This window comes from Leptolyngbya sp. AN10, from assembly GCF_050565645.1.
Classification (GTDB): Bacteria; Cyanobacteriota; Cyanobacteriia; order Leptolyngbyales; family Leptolyngbyaceae; genus Leptolyngbya.
In genome coordinates, this window is the sequence record NZ_JBNXVP010000075.1 from 1 (window position 1) to 18,892 (window position 18,892).

The 18,892-nt window shown below is 46.7% G+C and carries 19 protein-coding genes; 3 read left to right on the forward strand and 16 right to left on the reverse strand.

Annotated elements, in window-relative coordinates:
- Nucleotides 1-194 precede the first annotated feature (194 nt).
- The 12 genes from ACQ4M5_RS40455 to ACQ4M5_RS40510 all read right to left on the reverse strand — a co-directional run bounded on the left by ACQ4M5_RS40455 (nucleotide 195) and on the right by ACQ4M5_RS40510 (nucleotide 12,465).
- Nucleotides 195-1,136, reverse strand: a complete 942-nt coding sequence (locus ACQ4M5_RS40455) for a manganese catalase family protein (RefSeq protein WP_430681458.1) — start codon at nucleotides 1,134-1,136, stop codon at nucleotides 195-197.
- A gap of 131 nt (nucleotides 1,137-1,267) precedes the next feature.
- On the reverse strand, nucleotides 1,268-1,777 hold the full coding sequence (locus ACQ4M5_RS40460; protein WP_430681459.1) for a DUF2243 domain-containing protein: 510 nt from the start codon (nucleotides 1,775-1,777) through the stop codon (nucleotides 1,268-1,270).
- A 57-nt stretch (nucleotides 1,778-1,834) separates the two neighbouring features.
- Nucleotides 1,835-2,461, reverse strand: coding sequence for an NYN domain-containing protein (locus tag ACQ4M5_RS40465; protein ID WP_430681460.1), 627 nt, complete (start codon nucleotides 2,459-2,461; stop codon nucleotides 1,835-1,837).
- Between the two features lie 228 nt (nucleotides 2,462-2,689).
- Entirely contained in the window at nucleotides 2,690-2,857 is a 168-nt protein-coding gene (locus ACQ4M5_RS40470; RefSeq protein WP_430681461.1) for a hypothetical protein, read from the reverse strand.
- Between the two features lie 188 nt (nucleotides 2,858-3,045).
- Nucleotides 3,046-3,954, reverse strand: a complete 909-nt coding sequence (locus ACQ4M5_RS40475; RefSeq protein ID WP_430681462.1) for a TIGR04168 family protein — start codon at nucleotides 3,952-3,954, stop codon at nucleotides 3,046-3,048.
- A gap of 71 nt (nucleotides 3,955-4,025) precedes the next feature.
- Nucleotides 4,026-4,865 (reverse strand): hypothetical protein, encoded by an 840-nt coding sequence (locus ACQ4M5_RS40480; protein WP_430681463.1) that lies wholly within the window; start codon nucleotides 4,863-4,865, stop codon nucleotides 4,026-4,028.
- Nucleotides 4,866-4,883: 18 nt separating this feature from the next.
- Nucleotides 4,884-6,251: a cobyrinate a,c-diamide synthase gene (locus ACQ4M5_RS40485; RefSeq protein WP_430681464.1), complete on the reverse strand. Its 1,368-nt coding sequence runs from the start codon at nucleotides 6,249-6,251 to the stop codon at nucleotides 4,884-4,886.
- 130 nt (nucleotides 6,252-6,381) lie between these two features.
- A complete protein-coding gene (gene opcA / locus ACQ4M5_RS40490; RefSeq protein WP_430681465.1) occupies nucleotides 6,382-7,737 on the reverse strand; it encodes a glucose-6-phosphate dehydrogenase assembly protein OpcA in 1,356 nt (451 codons plus the stop codon).
- 24 nt (nucleotides 7,738-7,761) lie between these two features.
- Nucleotides 7,762-9,291, reverse strand: coding sequence for a glucose-6-phosphate dehydrogenase (zwf, locus tag ACQ4M5_RS40495; RefSeq protein WP_430681466.1), 1,530 nt, complete (start codon nucleotides 9,289-9,291; stop codon nucleotides 7,762-7,764).
- A 143-nt stretch (nucleotides 9,292-9,434) separates the two neighbouring features.
- A complete protein-coding gene (gene tal, locus ACQ4M5_RS40500) occupies nucleotides 9,435-10,577 on the reverse strand; it encodes a transaldolase (RefSeq protein WP_430681467.1) in 1,143 nt (380 codons plus the stop codon).
- Between the two features lie 19 nt (nucleotides 10,578-10,596).
- Nucleotides 10,597-11,658, reverse strand: a complete 1,062-nt coding sequence (fbp, locus tag ACQ4M5_RS40505) for a class 1 fructose-bisphosphatase (RefSeq protein ID WP_430681468.1) — start codon at nucleotides 11,656-11,658, stop codon at nucleotides 10,597-10,599.
- A gap of 174 nt (nucleotides 11,659-11,832) precedes the next feature.
- Complete coding sequence (locus tag ACQ4M5_RS40510) at nucleotides 11,833-12,465, reverse strand: HAD hydrolase-like protein (RefSeq protein ID WP_430681469.1); 633 nt, start codon at nucleotides 12,463-12,465, stop codon at nucleotides 11,833-11,835.
- Nucleotides 12,466-12,638: 173 nt separating this feature from the next.
- Between ACQ4M5_RS40510 and ACQ4M5_RS40515 the strand changes: the two genes are divergently transcribed.
- Complete coding sequence (locus ACQ4M5_RS40515) at nucleotides 12,639-12,872, forward strand: Nif11-like leader peptide family RiPP precursor (RefSeq protein ID WP_430681470.1); 234 nt, start codon at nucleotides 12,639-12,641, stop codon at nucleotides 12,870-12,872.
- A 77-nt stretch (nucleotides 12,873-12,949) separates the two neighbouring features.
- Here ACQ4M5_RS40515 and ACQ4M5_RS40520 read toward each other — a convergent pair whose 3' ends face one another.
- Nucleotides 12,950-14,065, reverse strand: coding sequence for a class I SAM-dependent methyltransferase (locus ACQ4M5_RS40520; protein ID WP_430681471.1), 1,116 nt, complete (start codon nucleotides 14,063-14,065; stop codon nucleotides 12,950-12,952).
- A gap of 177 nt (nucleotides 14,066-14,242) precedes the next feature.
- The gene (gene glnA, locus ACQ4M5_RS40525) at nucleotides 14,243-15,661 is read right to left on the reverse strand and encodes a type I glutamate--ammonia ligase (protein ID WP_430681472.1); all 1,419 of its coding nucleotides are present in this window, start codon (nucleotides 15,659-15,661) and stop codon (nucleotides 14,243-14,245) included.
- 413 nt (nucleotides 15,662-16,074) lie between these two features.
- Between glnA and apcB the strand changes: the two genes are divergently transcribed.
- Together apcB and ACQ4M5_RS40535 are read left to right on the forward strand one after the other, a co-directional pair.
- Nucleotides 16,075-16,584, forward strand: a complete 510-nt coding sequence (apcB, locus tag ACQ4M5_RS40530) for an allophycocyanin subunit beta (protein ID WP_430681473.1) — start codon at nucleotides 16,075-16,077, stop codon at nucleotides 16,582-16,584.
- Between the two features lie 105 nt (nucleotides 16,585-16,689).
- A complete protein-coding gene (locus ACQ4M5_RS40535) occupies nucleotides 16,690-16,914 on the forward strand; it encodes a hypothetical protein (protein ID WP_430681474.1) in 225 nt (74 codons plus the stop codon).
- A gap of 32 nt (nucleotides 16,915-16,946) precedes the next feature.
- On the opposite strand, the gene ACQ4M5_RS40540 is transcribed toward ACQ4M5_RS40535, so the two are convergent.
- Entirely contained in the window at nucleotides 16,947-17,399 is a 453-nt protein-coding gene (locus ACQ4M5_RS40540; RefSeq protein WP_430681475.1) for a hypothetical protein, read from the reverse strand.
- A gap of 26 nt (nucleotides 17,400-17,425) precedes the next feature.
- A complete protein-coding gene (locus ACQ4M5_RS40545) occupies nucleotides 17,426-18,544 on the reverse strand; it encodes an AAA family ATPase (protein WP_430681476.1) in 1,119 nt (372 codons plus the stop codon).
- Nucleotides 18,545-18,892 lie beyond the last annotated feature (348 nt).

Sequence of the window (18,892 nt, forward strand, 5' to 3'; positions counted from 1 at the left end):
AAACCCTAATTTAAACGGAAAAGAACGGGTCAAGACCAGTCTTTCTCGTTCTCAACCCGCTTTTAAGCATTTCGGAGATTTCTACGAAAGAGCTTACCGCTTGAAAGACGGCCCTTCGGCTTCGCTCAGGGCGCGATCTCTAGCTGACTGAGCGAAGCCGAAGACAGCGGGTAATTTGTTTTCGATAAATCTCCTTAGCTATTCGTCAAACCTTTCACTGCGTCCTTTACGCCATCAACCATGTTCTTCACCGGATTGTCACTGGTCTTCTGCATCATTGGAGTTGCTGGAGTCGAGTGGAGCTTCGGCTTCGGTTGTGGTGGACTCGGAATCGGACCAATTGGCTCAGGATTTGCCACATACTCGAATTGACCTTTACCGTCCATCGATTGACCTTTCGCCCAACGACCTTCTGCGCTATCTTCGCCCTCTGAGTGGTTCCAGAACTGGTAAGCGTACTCTTTCTTGCTGGCACCATATTCGTAAGCAATCTTCGGTACGACCGTTTCTTCAAAGCCGTCTGCTTTCAATTCCTCGATCGCGGCTAACCATTGGTTTTGGTGCATGGTATCGCGAGCAATCATAAAGCTCAAATGGTCTCTGATTCCTGGATCATCGGTCATTTCGTACAGGCGAACCGTTTGCATTAAGCCTTGCGATTCTGCGTGTAAGTTCGATCGGAAATCCGCTAACAAGTTACCACTTGCTGAGATAAAGCGACCGTTCCAGGGGAAACCAACGCTATCCGCAGGCATCGCACCTTGACCAGAGACGATTTCGTGCTGAGGGTTCATCGCCGCAACAATCACATCTCTCGGATTGGTTCCACCCATGACCGCGCCCACGACGGGATCTTTTACGCCTTCTTCCTGCATTTCGACAGGGGCTTTATCCAGAAGATGCGCGACCATCGTTGCCAACATTTCAACGTGACCAATTTCCTCGGTTCCCGTATCTAGCAGCATATCGCGATATTTTGCGGGTCCGCGACAGTTCCAGCCTTGGAATAAGTACTGCATCATCACGGTCATTTCGCCCATCGAGCCGCCGATCAACTCTTGTAGCTTTTTCGCGTAGATTGGATCGGGCTTTGAGGGAGGGGTAAAGTACTGTAAACGCTTCTTGTGTAAAAACATGAGATTCCTCTAAACAAAAGAGTGTTCAATCAGGGTTCAAACTGCTCAGTAGAGAGAGCAATTTAATTCAGTCCGAACCTCTCCTTTGTAGCGACCCAAACTATTAGTTGAATCATCCTATAGTTGAACCCTCAAGGCATAGATTCTTGAGCGTTTTTCCATTGTTCAACTAATTTATATCCAACAATGATCAAGCCGATTCCCAAGCCCAAAAATGCCAGATCCCAGAGCATATAATGAGCGCCAGAATGAACATGGTGAATTCCCAAAATTTCGTGATCAATAATGCCTTCAAACGTATTAAATAACCCTGCCCCTAGTAGGATTAAACCGAGAAAGGGTTTCGTTGCTTTGGGCAATTCATCCGCTAAATGCGATCGCCAAAGAAAGTGAACTCCCGCGATCATCAAAAAATAATCCAGCGCATGAAACAGTCCATCTGCAACCGAATGCACTTTCATGTCCCTCATGTTCGTCATCGGTCGCACACTGCTCAACATATGATGCCACTGCATGATCTGATGGATAAAAATCCCATCAAAGAATCCTGCAATTCCCATTCCCAGTAGAATCCCTGCCAGTACGAAGCGATTGGAAAGGGTCGTCGATCGTTCAGTCCGAATTTGTGTAGCTTCAGTCATAATTCAAATTCTTGAACTTTAACGAGGCAACAACGGACTCAACCTCTTTCTTAGGAATCAATCTCTGGGTGCTTTCTGAATTTCTTCTCGAATCGTGAATAAATCAATAAAATTATCCGCAACTTTCGTGAGACTTTCATGCGTCATCGATCGCAAGGCAATCACTTCCACTTTTGCCCCCACATACGAAACCGCACTCACCGCATACGCCAAATCGCCATCTCCACTAATTAAAATTTCGGTGTCACAATCTTTCGCGAATCGCATCATATCGACCGCAATTTCGACGTTCATTCGACTAACTCGCTTAGAGCCAGATGAATTAAAAAGTACATCTTTAGTGACGACTCGATAGCCATTTCGTCGCATCCAAGTTAGAAAGGCTTGTTGGCGAGTATTGGTCGGATCAACTCCGGTATAAAAGAACGCATAGACGAGCGTACTTTGCTGCTGGAAGTAGCGCAAAAGTTTTGCATAATCAATTTCCACGCCCATCTGAGATGCAGCGTAGAACAAATTTGCGCCATCAATAAAGATCATCAGGCGACCGCGATGGAGGGACTCTGGGAGATGAGCTTCGTCAAACTCTTCGGAAAATGAGAGGGGCAACTGCTCAGATAATTTCTCCGGATCAAGAGGGGACGTTGGCTCTACCCTGTCCGGTTCTCGTACTAACTGGGTCATGAATCGCGTTCGGCGGAAAATTTCCCTCGAAATAAGACGGGACAGTGCCTTACCTCGGAAGGTGAACTGGCTAGATTAAAAGATGACAAGGGAAATTGGGTTTTTGATGAGACGGATTTGAAAACCCAACATGATGCTTATTCAGAGCATTACTGTTCTACGTGAGTCAAGCTACGGTTTGTTAAAAACCTTAAGAATCGGCTTCGCGCTTTGGAGTAATCTGAACGCTTATCGGCTCGATCGCAGTTTGTATTCTGCAAGAGCGCTGGAGGTCAATACTGGACGACCATTCTGATATCGAGTCGGGATTGCGCCTCGCTGCATTGCAATCAGAACAGTGGCTTGATCCACCTGAAGCCGTTTTGCTGCTTCTACCAAAGAGCATCCGTAGTCCATCTCATCTACCTCCGAAGTTTAGAGCGATCGAGTTTGGAGCCTCTCTTATGCGATCGAAGCCTCTTTTATGCGTTCATGCTAAATCTTAAATCATAATTAAGAAGTTTACCGAAAATCCCCAAAAGATCATCGTTTGCTCTGTGGTAGAGACGATCCGCCGCATCGCCCCTACCGAACAATCAGCGAATTTATGCGATCGCTTCCGCTTGTACCCGATACAGGTTTTCTTGAGACACGGTTTCAAAATTCTGATTGAGCCAAATTAATGAAATCTCAGTCACCGCGCCATTTTCCATTGTAATAATCGAGAAATTCCGTAATCGATCGCCGTTTTCCTCAATAATTCTTGGTACTCGTGCCGCATTTAAGTGAACGGTTCCTTCTGCATCTACATGAATTGGGCGGCGCAATTCGGTTTGGGTATGTCTCAGACTGTGGTGCATGTGACCGAAGACCGCTAGAGGAACGGATTTTCCGCGATCGCGAGTTTGATCGATCGCAACCGCAAAATCTGGATCGCCGTGATCGCCTCCGATCGGTTGCCAGTCTTTACCGCAAGGGTCTTCAGGTTTAGCACCCATGCCTGTTGCGCCATTATGTCCGATGAAGATAATCGTATTCGATGCGGTTTGATCGACTGCATCCATAATTCTATCAACCGACTCATCTAAGCTATGTACTCCATAGCGTTCACGATAAAATCGCTCATTTTTCCAGCCTGAACCGCCCCAGCTAAACGGGCGACTCCCGACCACGCTTAATTTTAGATTCGGAAAGTCTAATTTACCGTAGCCAACATGAGCATCACCAAGCAGGTCTAATTGTTGTTGCACTCGATCTTCTTTTTTGCGATCGTAAGGGCATTTGCTAATTCCCCAATCGGTTGCGCTATACCAGGCATCGTGATTGCCCAGAATTGCCGCTTTCGGAATCTGCATTTCTGCAATCATCTTGACGATATTCACCGATTCATTGCCGAAATCGCCGACGAATAGCGCCAGATCAACACCGAGAAACTTTAACGCTGCTTCGTCTTCCGGTTCCCATCGATCGTGAATATCGCCGATCGCGGCTAGTTTAATCTTTTGGTTCGCCACCTTGCGTTCCCTCTTGTTTTTCCTGTTTCTAGGATAGGCGGGGTCGGTAAATTTGGCATAGCTCAAAAGAATCAGGCTTCATCTTTGATCCAGGTAGATTTCCAGGCGAGTTGGGCTTCTGCAACGGATTGTTCGCGCCGTTTTTTCTGATAGTCTTTCGCAAGTGTCTGAAATTGTTGCTTCAGTTCCCGCAGTTTCCCGCGCAAGTTCGAGATGCTTGGATCGTTGAATTCGATTTCAGATAACCGTAAATTCACTGCGACAACGTGCATCAGAGCCGTAATTGCTGGCGGTGGCGCGTCAGAATCACCGGATTTTTCAGCCGCACTCACCAAAACATTGAGCAAATTCGATGCACCCGAATCGCCCCCTTCTTTTGCTGCCGCATCTAGAACGGCTTGAGGAATTCGCTTGGGTAAGATTTCAGCTTCTTGCAAGACACGATTCGCGTTCCCATTCGCAGCTTTAAGCGTTTTCGTAATCGATCGTTCTAACTGCTCTTGCCAAATGGTTAGCGCTTCGAGCGGAGTCAAACTCGGTTCATCGGGTAACTCTAGCTCGGTTTCAGAAAGCAATTCTTCGAGTTCGTCGGGAAAATCTTCGGGTTCTGGCTCGATTTTGGTTTGCTCGATCGGCTTCAGCAATTCATTCAGATCCGTAGCCGTTTGACGCGCTAGAGCTTGAATGTCTTCTTGGAGTTTTTGCCGATGGCTGACCGATAGCGCCAGAAATCGTTTGGGATAATTTTCGGTACAGATGCGGTAGCACGACAGGACGATCTGCTGCTTCACGGTTTGTCCAAGCTGCTTGAGATAGCTGCGATAAGTTTCGGTGAAGGTGTCGCCCATTGTCTCGATTTGTCGATCGAGTGAGGCAAGACGTTGAGAAATTTGGTCGATCGATCCAGTCATGTTCAAAAGTTAAAATTTCTACTCTTTTTCAGGATAGCGATCGCGCTTGAATTTGGCGCAGTGTTCGACGAAGCGTTTGGGAATTTCAGGAGTTGCACCCCAGTGAAGATGCAAGTAAGAGGCATGTAGATTCGCTGATCGCCATCCGTCGAATTGTTCAGTTTCAGCGAATTTGAACAAGGGCTGATTCGGTGGATTGCTAGGAGACGATCGATGAAATTCGTGTCCTTGTACGATCGTATTTCGAGTCACGATCGGGCTATCTTCGAGTGCGATTCCGCGACGGTAGCCGAGACTGAGACGCGATCGCATTACCGTTGTCGTTGGGATTGCTCCCACCATTGGAAATGTATCACCGGAGAAATCAACGATGTTTTCGCTGAGATACATTAATCCACCGCATTCTGCATACGTTGGCATTCCCGATCGAATTGCAGTTTGGATTGCTTTTAGTGTGGTTTGATTTTCGCTCAGTGTTAACGCGAACATTTCAGGGAAGCCGCCGCCGAAATATAAACCGTCGATGTTATCAGGAAAAGGATCGGCTAAGGGACTCCATTCGATCAGGTCTGCACCGGATTGTTTGAGGAGTTCGAGATTGTCTTGGTAATAGAAATTGAACGCGGCATCACGAGCGATCGCAACGCGGATTGGGCTTCGTTGGGGGTTGATCGTGCCCCCTAAATCCCCCAATTCTGGGGGACTTTGAAGACTGGTAGAAGTAACTAGCGGAAGTAGCTTTTCCCAATCGAAACAAGTTTCACCTAGTTGTGAAAGTTGATCGACTAATTCACTCAATCCCGGCAATTCATCAGTTGGAACTAAACCTAAATGTCGATCGGGAATTTCAATAGAATCCTGTCGCCGCAGCACTCCTAAAATTGGAATCTCCAAAGGTTCCAATGCTGACTTGAGCAATTCTAAATGTCGATCGCTTCCGACTCGATTGAGGACAACTCCTGCAAAGTTCAATCCCGGATCAAATGATCGATAACCATGTACGATCGCTGCCACCGAATTCGATAAACGGCTGCAATCGACCACTAATAAAACTGGCAAATCTAATAATCGTGCAATGTGAGCCGTACTTGAGAAATCTTTCTTTCCGGCTGCTCCGTCGAAAAGACCCATTACGCCTTCAACGATCGCGCAATTTCCCGCTTTTTCTGCAAAACACCGCTGCACATATTCTTCTGAAGTCAACATCGGATCGAGGTTATAGCAAGCCTGACCCGTGACATGACGATGAAACATCGGATCAATATAATCAGGTCCGACTTTGAACGATCGAACCTGAATCCCTCTCCGTTTCAGAGCCGCCAACAACGCCAACGTGATCGTTGTTTTGCCCGCTCCACTTCGTTCCCCTGCAATCACAAACGCCATAACCTGCGATCGATTAAGATTTCACTGTGTAGCAGTCCGGCTAGGAGTGGGGGGTGGGGGGTAGGGAACATAAGTTTAGCTTTGTCTCCCTACTCCCCACTCCCTACTCCCCAACCGAGAACTACGCAATCTACAGTTTAATGATCTTTGCGGTCACTGCCATGCTTTCCTCGTACAAAACATCCTGACCAACACGCTGAAGTTGCTCACTTAAAAGCGTTTCCGCCTTCTGATCATTCAGCGGTGTCACCTGATTAATCTCACAAGTTTGAGCACCACCACCTGCTTCCATCCGCATACAGCCTGTCGTGCCAGAACACAGCACCGTACAACAATCCGCCTCTAAATTCGTCGAACTCAGCTTCAGGCTCACCATGTCCCCTTTCACTTCGCCAATCTCGGCAGTCGGAATTCCCGCCAGTTCTGCCTCAATCGCTCGACCATTTGCCGCTGTAAAATACACCCGCTGCAACTCGTAGAAATCCTCTTCCTGTTTGCGCGAAGTCGGCTCCCATCCTAAACGACTCGCCAACCAGCCAAGATACATCAAAGCCTGAGCGGGATTGCCTTTTTCGTAATCGATCACCACTTGATCGACTTCCCAAATCGCTTCTCTCCGTCCAGGTGCGTCGAATGTGGCTGCTGCAAGTTCTTGCCAAGCTGCTAATCGTCGCCAGTTCAAATCTGTCACTGGAACGCCATCATCAATCAGCGAGGACAATTTCAGCAAATCGCCTTCGGTATCTGCTGTGAATCGACTGGAATCGAAAATCAGTTGATTTGATAATTTCGCCAATCGTTGGAATAGTCCTTGATCGAGATTGGGTGTCCCTTTCCACCAGACAATCCGAGGCAGTTCGCTAATCAGCAAAGAAGAAGTCAAATCGCTCACACGCTCTAGTGCAGGTTCCGTCCCTTTGAGCGAAATGTATTCACAGCAAACTAACACGGGTTGATTGCGTTGATTAATCGGGCAGTAAGCAGATACTTGAGCGGAAACACCTTCATCTTCTCCAGCGATCGGGAAAAGTGAAATAATCCGACAAGGATTCTGACTTGCCACAGCATCAGCAATTCCGCTACCTGCTGCATCTGAAGCGTATCGAGGCGCATCTTCTTGAACGGTTTCGCCTTTGCGTTTGGCTAAATCTTCGCGCAGTTTTGTCAGCAATTCAGGGCTGGACTTTCCATCGATCGGCAACTTATAAGCAGCCTGAGCCGCTTGAATTGCGGCTTCAGTTCTGGGTCCATCGATCCCATCAACGGGACCTGTGTAAAACCCCATCATTGCAAGTAATCGCTGGGTTTCTTCTGGCTCATACACCACGAGCGTGAACGTAGTCGCACGAGTCGCCACCATTGACGAACCATTGCCATCCTGCGAACTGTAGGATTGCCAGATTTGACCTAGCTCTTGATCAATCTCATTGAGTGAGACATCTTTCGGAGCTTGGAGAGAAACGAGTGGAGCGCTTTTGGGAGCCATAGGATTCAGGGGTTGAATAAATTGTTAGAGTCTTCGCCAACGGCGACCATCACGATTGATTAATGCTTCGGCTTCGTCGGGTTCCCAGGTTCCCGCTTCATACTGGGGAATCAGGCTGGGATCGGTGGGCGCTTCCCATGCGGTCAGAGCCGGGGTCACAACTCGCCAAGCGGCTTCCACTTCATCGGAACGGGTAAACAGGGTTTGGTCGCCCATCATGCAGTCGAGGAGTAATCGATCGTATGCCTCGCCTCCAGTCACGCCGAAGGAGGTTCCGTAGCTGAAATCCATTTCCACCGATCGAGTTCTCAAATCGGCTCCGGGCATTTTGACCTCAAACCGCATTCCAATGCCTTCATTTGGCTGGAGTCGCATCACGAGGACATTGGCGTTCGCTTGCTTTGCCGCAGATTGGAAAATCAGATAAGGCACATCTCGGAATTGGATTGCAATTTCGCTGACTTTCTTGGGTAGACGCTTTCCGGTACGCAGATAAAAAGGAACCCCTTGCCAGCGCCAGTTATCCACCAGGAACTTCATCGCGACATAAGTGGGCGTGGTCGAACTGGGATCAACTCCAGGTTCGTCTCGATAGCCTTGAACCTCTTTCCCTTTCATCCAGCCTTCTTTGTACTGTCCCCGCACCGCAGAATTTTCTAGGCGATTGGTGTCTGCGAGTCGAGTTGCTTGGATCACTTTCACTTTCTCAGTCCGAATACTATCGGCATCAAGTGAATTGGGCGGCTCCATTGCGGTTAAACAGAACAGTTGCATCAAATGGTTTTGCACCATATCGCGCAATGCTCCGGAGGTTTCATAATAGCCCGCACGATCTTCAACACCGACGGTTTCTGCAACGGTAATTTGAACGTGATCAATAAATTGCCGATTCCACAACGGTTCAAAGATCGCGTTACCAAACCGGAACACTAATAAGTTTTGAACGGTTTCTTTTCCAAGATAGTGATCGATCCGGTAAACCTGATGCTCTTGGCAAACTTGATTCACAACGCGGTTCAGATTTTGAGCCGAACTCAGATCGCGCCCAAACGGTTTCTCAATCACGAGCCGCGTTTTTTGAGCATCTTTGAGCATTCCCGCATTGCCCAACTGTTGAATGGCTTCTGGGAAAAACTTCGGTGCAACTGAGAGATAGAAAACGCGATTGCCTCTCGTTCCTCGGATTTTATCGATTTCTTCTAGACGGTCTTTTAGTTTCTGATAGCTGTCAGGATTATCAATATCGCCCGGACAATAGAACAATCCTTGCGCGAAATCTTGCCACAGAGCATCAGAGCCAACGCCATCGGAGAATTCTTCGACTCCTTCACGCATTTGTTCGCGGAAATAGTCATCGCTCCATTCACGACGCGCAACCCCCACGATCGTTAATTCGGGCGGCAATCGACGTTCGCGCTTGAGATGATACAGCGCAGGCACAAGTTTACGTTTAGTTAAATCACCCGATGCCCCGAAAAATACGATGATGTTCGGTTCGGGCATCCGTTGCTGTTGCAGTCCAACTCGGAGCGGATTTTGTAAGAGAGTAACCATAGTGATGTGATGAAGGGTGAGCAATCTAGAGTGGGGAGTGGGGAGTGGGGAGTGGGGAGTGGGGAGTGGAATGCAAGACTTGAATCATTTTTGTCTCTGCTTCCTACTCCCTACCCCCTACTCCCCGCTCCCTACTCAAAACCTCACACTTTCGCCAATCGATCGACCTTTTCTTGCAGCGAACTCATGAGCGAATTAAACGGCTGCACGAATTTATCAATGCCTTCTTCAAGCAGTTCGGTCATGACTTGCGCCAAGTTGATATCGATGTCGGGATCGTTGAGGCTTTGAATCAGGTTGTAGGCTTCTTCGACTCCGGTATCAATTCGAGGCGCAACATCGCAGTGATCCGCACAAGCTTCGATCGTATTCGGCGGCAAAGTATTCACCGTGTCCGCACCGATTAGTTCATCGACGTACATGACATCGCTGTAGTCCGGATTCTTGGTGCTGGTACTTGCCCAGAGTAGCCGTTGAACGTTTGCGCCTTTTTCCTTGAGTGCTAACCAGCGGGGATCAGCGATAACCTTTTTGTACTCTTGGTACGCGATTTTTGCATTCGCGATCGCAACTTTTCCTTTAACGGCAACGAGCTTCGCTTCTTCTTGCAGGCTATCGACACCCTTGCTCATTCTTGCATCGATCATTTCATCGATTTTGATGTCGATTCGGCTGAGGAAGAAGCTGGCAACAGACGCAATTTTGCTGATGTCTTCGCCTTTTTCAACTCTTTTCTCAAGTCCGCGAATGTATGCCCAAGCGGTGTTGACATAGCTTTGAACTGAGAACAGTAAAGTCACGTTGACGTTGATGCCATCTGCGATCACTGCTTCAACGGCTGGCAATCCGGCTGAAGTTCCTGGAATTTTGATCATCACATTCGGACGACCAATCTGTTTGTAATAACGCCGAGCTTCAGCGATCGTTTTTTCCGTGTCGTTGGCAATGTTCGGGGGAACTTCGATACTGACATAGCCATCGAGTCCGCCAGACTCTTCGTAGATACCAGCAAAGATGTCACAAGCATTGCGGATATCTTCAAAGATCAGCGATTCATAGATTTCGAGCAGTGGCTTTTCCGCTTGAATGCCAGCATCGATATCGGCATCGTAAATTTTGTTTCCATTAATCGCTTTTTCAAAGATTGCCGGATTGGACGTGATGCCGCGTAACCCTCGATCGTCGATCATGCGCTTCAATTCGCCCGACTCGACCAAATCGCGGGTCAAGTTATCCATCCAGATGCTTTGCCCGTAGTCTTTGATTTCTAAAAGATGGTTCGTCATAGTGGTCTGCTCCTAATATTTATCGACTTCCTAAAGCGGTCTGTTCGCGAATGCGTTCCTGTACAAAGGATTCAACGAGTGCAACATCATCTTTGCTACCGATGATCAAGGGAACTCTGGCGTGAAGCTTGTCCGGCACAAAGTCGAGGATATCTTCGGTTCCGGTGCTGGCTCGTCCACCCGCCTGTTCGATCAGAAAGGCTAACGGTGCAGCTTCGTACAGCAATCTCAATTTTCCCTGCGGTTGTTTGCCTGTACCGGGATAAAGGAACACGCCCCCTTGGTACAGAATCCGGTGGAAATCTCCGATCAATGCGCCTCCGTAGCGGGCGGTATAGCCCTCATGCCGATGCACATAGCGAATAAAGTCGCGGTACGATTCTTCCCACTGCCAGAAGTTACCTTCGTTCACGCTGTAGATCGGACCATGATTCGGAACCCGAATGTTCTCGTCTGCGAGAATGAATTCTCCTAAGCTGGGATCAAGCACAAACGAGTGAACGCCATTGCCGATCGAATAAACCAGCATCGTACTCGGACCGTACAGGATATAGCCTGCTGCAATTTGCTTTCGTCCGCTTTGTAGAAGATCCTGCGCTTTGCCATCGTCGTCATCGCCCTCTTGCTGTCGAATCGCAAAGATCGATCCCACGTTGATGTTAATGTCCACGTTCGAGGAACCGTCGATCGGGTCATAAAGCAGCGTATAGCGACCAAGCGGACAATTCTCAGGAATGTAATACGGCTCGTCCATTTCTTCTGAAGCCAAACGGCAGACTAAACCGCTCTGTTTGAACACAGAAATAAAGACTTCGTTGGCGTAGACATCCATGCGTTTCACGGATTCGCCTTGGACATTGGTTTCGCCTGTAAAGCCCAATACACCATCCATCAAACCTGCTCGACTGAGACGACGAGCGATCAGTTTTCCAGCCAGGGCAATCCGCGTCATGATGGCGCTAAGATCTTGCGCTTCAGCGGAAAAACTATTTAACTGTTCGAGAACATGGCGAGAGAGCGTTGTACAGTCTCGATCGAGGGCTGAATCACGATCGACCAGCGGCGGATGAACATCGACCATTCAAGTTTCCTCCCTGAGACTCAGGGTTTTCACATTCACACTTTCGTAGCCTAATGAATCTACAAGCGCGATTACTTCTATCTTAAGAAGGCATTCTTGAAACGGGGCGTTCTTTAAGACCAGCTACAGAAAGTGTCGATCGACCAGTATTTCATGTTACAAAAGCAACGAAAATTATGCTTTGTCAATGAATAAATTCCGTAATTCAGTTGGGCAATTAATCAGAAAATCAGGATGATACTTGAGCAAGATTTCTGCTGAATTTATCCCCCAGGTTGCCGCGATCGAGTTCACTCCACTTTTCTTAGCTGCCTCGATATCACGAGTCTCGTCCCCCACGTAATAAATTCGACTTGACTGTAATTTTTGCTGTCTAATTATTTTTTGAATCAGCCGACTTTTCCCGAACAGCGAATAGTTTGCAGAAATCACATCAAATGTCGAAGTGAGATTCTGAACTCTGAGAAATTGTTGAATATTCTTAATAGAATTCGTGGAGACAATCCCAAGAAAATTTCCCTGATGCTTCAATTCGAGTAATGTTTCCTGCATTTCTGGAAAAAGCTTTAAGTGCGGAATCTCTCGATTCAGTTCCTCAGTAAAGCGACGAATCAGAAAGGGTAATTTCCAAACCGGAATCTGCGATCGCTTGAGTGCCGCACGTGATCCCAGGTTCTTCAACTCGTCTAAGGTTGCTTGATCAAATGGTGGAAATCCAAATTCATGAGCTAGGCGATTGGTGATCTTAATTCCAGCATCGACACTATCGACGATCGTGCCATCAAAATCGAACAAAATAACGTTCACAGGTAAGGTTTAGACTTCGTAAACATTCAATTAATACGTAGATACAGTCTAATCAATTTTGTTATCAGTTTGAATCAGCCTTCTCAGAATCTTCTAGCGTAGGGGGATAGAGGATTTTAGCGCTACGTTCTTTCCCTATTCCAATAAATTAATAATTTGCGAGGAAGTTTGTTATGTCGCAACATCATGCCGCTGCATTCTTTAAAGCTGTACAAAAAGATCACGTTCTTCAGAATCGGTTACAAGCTTCAAGCGATCCACAAGCCTTAGTCGAATTAGCAAACGATCGCGGTTACAGTGTGACCGAATCGGAAATCGAGGACTGGCTCGATCAATTACCTGAGTCGGAGCTTGCTGCATTGTTCAATCCGGGAATCGGTGGACGACAACGATTGATTCCTCGATAGAAGAATTTGGTGTGAGGACTTCAATAAAAAACCCTCCTGAAATTTGGAGGGTTAGGAATCATTCTAGGTTTGGTGTTTTAGTCGATCGCGATTCCAGTGGCAACCTTTTCAGGTTCTTGTGGAACAGCGATCGGCTTTTTCGCGATCAGATACTTGCTCATAAAGTGAACCTGCTCGGAAACTTCACTAAAACCAGCATCTGTTAGACGCTTAGTTAAATCGTCTGTTGTGTAATGACGATAGTATGGCTCGTGGAAAATTTCGGGGAAGTTCTCCATTGCGATCGACAATTCCGGTGAATCGCTCATCTGAATCGAATCGCAAATGATAAAGGTTCCACCCGGTTTCACCACTCGGAACGCTTCGTTAATCACATTCTGACGCGCTTGAGGTGGCAACTCATGGAATAAGAACACGCTCGTCACCGCATGGAAATAGTTATCCAAGAACGGCAACTCTTCGCCATTTCCTTGTACTAACTGTGGCAACGTTCCCGGAATTTGAGACAGCAATTGATTCGCCTTTCTCAAATAAGCCGCCGACAGATCCACCCCATACAGCGAAGCCTTCGGCAACGTTCCGCGAATATTTCTCAGAGTGCGACCTGTTCCACAAGCGACATCCAGAATCTTGATTTGATTCGCAGGCACATCACTAAACGCTTGTAAGCCTTCTTTCAAAGGAGCCAATACCCGTCGCCGCATCGGGTCAGCCGTTCCATTAAACAAAAGTTCAACCTGCAAATCATACAAATTCGCAGACTCATCACTCAGATACCCATTGGTCTGATGATGAAAATTCTGAGTGTAATAGCTCGGTAAACCTTGCGTCTCAACACCCGGAGCAAAATCTTGGTAACGCTTCTCATTCACGCGCTGCCACATCTCCGGCATATCGAGCCAAACAGCAGGATAGTACCGGAAGAATTCATCCCAAGGGTTATCAAACAAGAGACTTGCTGGATAAACGCCTTTTTCGACATCTTGCCAATCGGTTTCGAGAATCGCATCCATCCGCTTCTGAATGGTCTGAATCAGTGCCATTGAAAGCGGCTGTGGTTTCGGTTTGGTTTCAGCGGGGGCAGGTGCAACCATATTCAGCAGTTGAGTACTGACGGCTTTATGCACCAATCCAAAATAGCTTTTTCCTTGCTGAACGGTTTGATATGCCAGCTTTGTTAATGTATCGGGCATGGTGAGTGTGCAAAGCAATCTACGACTATGAATAAGTGTAACGAATTCTTATCAGTGAGTTGCGTCTTTGAACTAACGAATTTGAAGTGAAATTCTGTAGACGTTCAAAATCCAAATTAAGCTACGAAAAAGCGATCGAGCCAACCAGCCCGATCGCTTCTCAGAACTTAGATCGAATTAGCAATCGTAGTAGAGCATGAACTCATACGGGTGAGGACGAATGCTCATCGGAATCACTTCTCGATCGAGCTTGTAGCTAATCCAGCTTTCGATGAAGTCCTCAGTGAACACGCCACCTGTAGTCAGGTAATCGTGATCGGTTTCCAAGTTCTTCAATGCTTCTGCCAAAGATCCAGGAGTAGAAGGAACTTTCGCCAATTCTTCAGGGCTGAGTTCATAGATATCCACATCCAACGGCGAACCTGGATCGATCTGGTTCTTGATTCCGTCGATACCAGCACAAAGCATTGCTGCGAATGCCAAGTACGGGTTCGAGGTCGCGTCCGGACAACGGAACTCTAAGCGTTTTGCTTTCGGGTTCGTTCCAGACAGCGGAATTCGGACAGATGCCGATCGGTTTCCTTGCGAATATGCCAAGTTCACCGGAGCTTCAAAGCCAGGAACCAAGCGCTTATAGGAATTCGTAGTCGGGTTAGTGAACGCCAACAGTGAAGGAGCGTGTTTCAGAATTCCACCAATGTACCAGAGTGCGTTTTGGCTCAATCCAGCGTATCCGTCACCTGCAAAGGTCGGTTGACCGTTGTTCCAAATCGACTGGTGACAGTGCATTCCAGAACCGTTGTCACCAAAGACAGGCTTCGGCATAAAGGTGATCGACTTGCCGTATTTGCGACCTACATTTTTGATCACATACTTGTAAGTCATCAACCAGTCAGCCGCTTGCACCAGCGTTCCAAACCGGAAACCGAGTTCGCACTGTCCGCCTGTTGCCACTTCATGGTGATGCTTCTCGATCGGCACTCCGCACTTCGCCATCGTTAAGAGCATTTCCGATCGCATATCTTGCGAGGTGTCGGTCGGTGCTACGGGGAAGTAGCCTTCTTTATTCCGGGGCTTGTATCCCAAGTTTCCACCCGGTTCTTGGCGACCAGAGTTCCAAATGCCTTCTGCGCTGTCTACGTGGTAGTAGCCTTCGTGCTGGTTTTGGTCGTAGCGAACATCATCGAAAATGAAGAACTCAGCTTCAGGACCGAAAAATGCGGTGTCACCCAAACCTGTCGATTGCAGGTAGTCGATCGCTTTTTGAGCAATCGATCGAGGATCGCGGCTGTAAGGCTGACCAGTACGCGGCTCTTTAATCGAGCAAATCATACTCAGCGTTTTGTGTTCCATGAACGGATCGATCCAAGCCGTATCCGGATCAGGAACCATTGACATATCCGACTCATTGATCGATTTCCAACCCCGAATACTTGATCCATCAAATGGAACGCCATCGGTAAAGCTGCTCTCGTCAATTTGGCTTCTGTGCAGGGTGAGATGTTGCCAAATTCCCGGCGTATCGATGAATTTGAGATCGATCAACTCAATCCCTTCATCATTGATCTTTGCCAAGATCTCTTGTGGGGTCGCCATGAAGTACTCCTAGTAAGTCGCGTAACTTGCTCAACGTTGAGCGCCTGATCAGGTTGGGATTGATCCTGAATTGCACAGGTCGATCGCTCACCATAATCTGTCCTGAATCATGGTATGAACAGGGTTCGCGCAGTTTTGTATCTCAGGCTACAGAATGCGATCAGTTCAGCAGAATTAAGTATTGATTAAGCATGACAAATGTTACCGATAAGAATTTCAGTATGTGATAAGTGAATTAAAAATTGTAACGATCGTCTCATTTGGTATCAGCCGCCAAGGTACGGTTCAAATTAGGCTCAAACCATCGTGGTAAAATGAGCTTGAAACTTTTAACGGTACGAATTCCAATTAGCTTGCTGTGTGTGGGAATTCGGCAAAACTCAAATTGAGCCAAATTTTGGGAGAAGACTTTCATGCGGGACGCAGTGACAAGCCTGATTAGAAACTACGACATTACAGGGCGGTATTTAGATCGAAACGCGATCGACAGCCTAAAATCCTATTTTGATACCGGAATGGCTCGCATTCAGGCGGCTGCAATCATCAATTCGGATGCGGCTGGAATTGTACGCCAAGCAGGGTCTCAATTATTTGAAGAAAATCCTGAGTTGATTCGCCCCGGCGGAAACGCTTATACGACTCGTCGCTATGCGGCTTGTTTGCGCGATATGGACTATTACTTGCGCTATGCGACTTATGCGCTGGTCGCGGGTGATAACGATGTCTTGGATGAGCGCGTGTTGGAAGGATTGCGCGAAACTTACAACTCTTTGGGTGTTCCTTGCGGTCCGACTGTTCGCGGCATTCAGATCATGAAGGACATTGTGAAGTCGCAAGTGTCGGCGGCTGGTATTTCAGATACTCGCTTCTTGGATCAGCCATTTGACCACATGGCGCGAGAATTGGGCGAAAACGATCTGTAGAAAAATCTAGATTAAAAGCGCTGTGGCGAGGATTGGGAGTACCTGATTCTCGCCATTATTTTTGTGATTTGATTTCTCGCTCGAAGTGTTTTTACCAGTGGAAATGTGAATAAACTTACCCGCTATCAAGCGCTAGGTGTTCCTGAAGTGTGGTTTTGGAAAGATGGAAGTTTGACGCTGCATCATTTATGCGATCGCGGATATGAACAAATCGATCGAAGCGAACTCCCAGGATTAGAAGACTTAGACATTAATCTTCTAAAACGCTGCATTCTAATGGCTAAAACTGATTTTGCGGGAGCCGTTCAATTACTGCAAGCACAGAGTTAAGCGATGCTTTCCATTTTAGAAAAACCGTGTCTTCATGCTGGAAAGAGAAAGGGCTTGACAGAAGCGATCATTCGTAGCAACTCAGGCTTATTGTGCTTGAGAAGTTCATGCGCCCACATGGTTTCAGTATCATTAGCGCAATCATTCGCTAGAGAGTCTCCAATCTTCTCAAAACTTTTTTTAGCATCCCTTCCTAGCTTTTCTGGCTCAGACCATACTCCTAAAACAAACACTCTATCTCTTAAATCATCAGGTATTTGCTGAGTCACATACTCTAATCGAGTTCTTTCTTCATCGAAATCAATTATCAGGACAATCGTACAAGTTGAATACTTCCGCATCTTACTGACATAAATGTTCCTGAGCTTTTCTATGGTTTTTCTCCAACCGCCTGCCACTGGCAGGATTTGAATGGGACAATTATTAAAATAGAGAATAAATCCATTCGCAATTTGTCTATTTGCATCATCTTCGGGTAGCACCAAGAGATGCGGCTGACTCCGATTAATGCTCATAATTCGACATCACCCAGAATCAAATTTTCAATGAGATCGCCTTCGACAGGGACATCATTGAGAAGTCTGACTAAAGTTGGTTCTAGATGACTTTTTCGATCAAGAATAAAAGTATTTTCATCAGAAAATGTACGAATCGCCTCTTCGTTATGCGACGTAGATAAAATTTGCCCTTGCAACTTAAACGAGCGTCGCAGTGCCTCAATAAAACTTCTCACTTCTGATAGAGAAAGGTAATTATCAGGCTCATCCCAAAAACAGAAGAGAGGTCCATAATACTTATTTGCAGCTATGACAACAGCACAAATAAAGAAGCACTTTTCACCATCTGATAAGTCCTGAAAGTCGAGGCTGAGGAATGTATTATTCTTCTCAAATCGAACAACCATGCTTTTGAAGTCCTTGCCGATCAATTCGTTTTGCACATCGCTCAGATCGGGCATCACTTCTCGAAGATACTGATCAATCTCTCTATATGCAGCGGGATAGCGACTAAGTAACCCAGAAAACCATTCTCCAAAATTGGAACCATCCCGCTCTGGCTCTAATGTTTCTGCATAGGACTCTCCAGATATCCGACTCGGAATCGGGTCTAAAATAATCATACGCGCCAACCAAGTCTTAAATATGTGCAGTGGATCATTCTCGTTACGCTCTTGAATCACTGGAAGCGCAACAAGATGCCAATCTACTAAAAACTGTGCGCCAGGATTGCGTGCATCTAGGGTCACTTGCGCTTCCTGTCGAGAGTACACAGTTTTTCCTGAGACTAGAAGTTGTTCTTCTAATACCCGAAGCTCTCGAAATCCTTTTGGTAACTCCAGTGCAAGATCATATCTGTATAACTTTTCTTGCAGCAGTACTTCTATTTCAAATCGCATTGGCACATCAGCCCGCCCAAGAGCAAAATCTTTTGGTCCAATCAGTTTACGGTCTTCAAGCACACGCAATCGATTGATACCTCGACTGATATGCTGAAAAATCTCCAAGACCTTCGCAATTGTAGATTTACCTACACCATTCTTACCCACTAAAAGTGCCGATGATATGTTTTTCAATGAGAGTTCAAAGTTTTCTAGGCATCTGAAGTTATGTACATACAGTCTTTGTAGCATAGCAATACAACTCTGAAGAGTAGGAATTATATAGAGACACTGATCAGTCTATCCATTATTAGAACTCTTATTGAACTTATTAAACTAGGCAAGCTTAGTCTTTACGAAACGATACCACTTTGAGCCAGCAATTGTGTCATCAGGTTTTACAGAGTAAAGAACGTGGTGTACTTCTTCCCCGTCTTGAACCCTAAGTTACGATTAACTCGACTCGCTAATTTGGGCTTGCTGAAAAAGTCATTCTGTAAAAACTGGATCACAGACTTCTCTGAATCTGCATCCTTTTATTTATGCGATCGCCAATTGCCATTGATTCGGTTGTCGCCGTGTTCGATGTAATTCAAAGCC